Genomic DNA, 425 nt, shown 5'->3' with positions numbered 1-425 from the left:
TGGTAGTGATTTGTTGGTTGTGGCTATTGTGTTATGGACAGACCATTCAATTTGCAGTACTTGGCGCTGAGAATTGGAGTGCGGTTCTGAGTAGACATGACTGAGCTAACGGTCAAGCGAAGAGCCTGGGTATTAAGACCTTGACCAAAACTAACCCTATCAATTGCCATCTCACTCTTTATCGTAGCAAACCTAAGGGGCGTACAAATCAGCGTTCATCGAGGACTAATTGCCACCATCAATCGGCAAAAACGTACTCAACATCGGCGAAAGAGCCTTGGGTCTTAGCCAGCAATTTACCACCAGAATCTCGGAGGCCAAAGCATCTGGTAAACCCGTACGCCAAACGCACGCCAATGGAGGAACACCTTCGGAACCGCAAAAGCCCGGCATCACGCTATTGCTCACACCAAAGTATAACTCAA

1 pseudogene is annotated in these 425 nt (G+C 47.8%); it reads left to right on the top strand.

The features are described 5' to 3' along the window. Positions 1-425 (top strand): annotated as a pseudogene (locus AEA42_RS21990) (IS4 family transposase); the annotation flags it as partial.

Origin of the sequence: Shewanella sp. Sh95 (assembly GCF_001308045.1) — a bacterium.
GTDB classification, from domain to species: domain Bacteria; phylum Pseudomonadota; class Gammaproteobacteria; order Enterobacterales; family Shewanellaceae; genus Shewanella; species Shewanella xiamenensis.
This window is presented reverse-complemented; position numbering and strand designations above follow the sequence as displayed.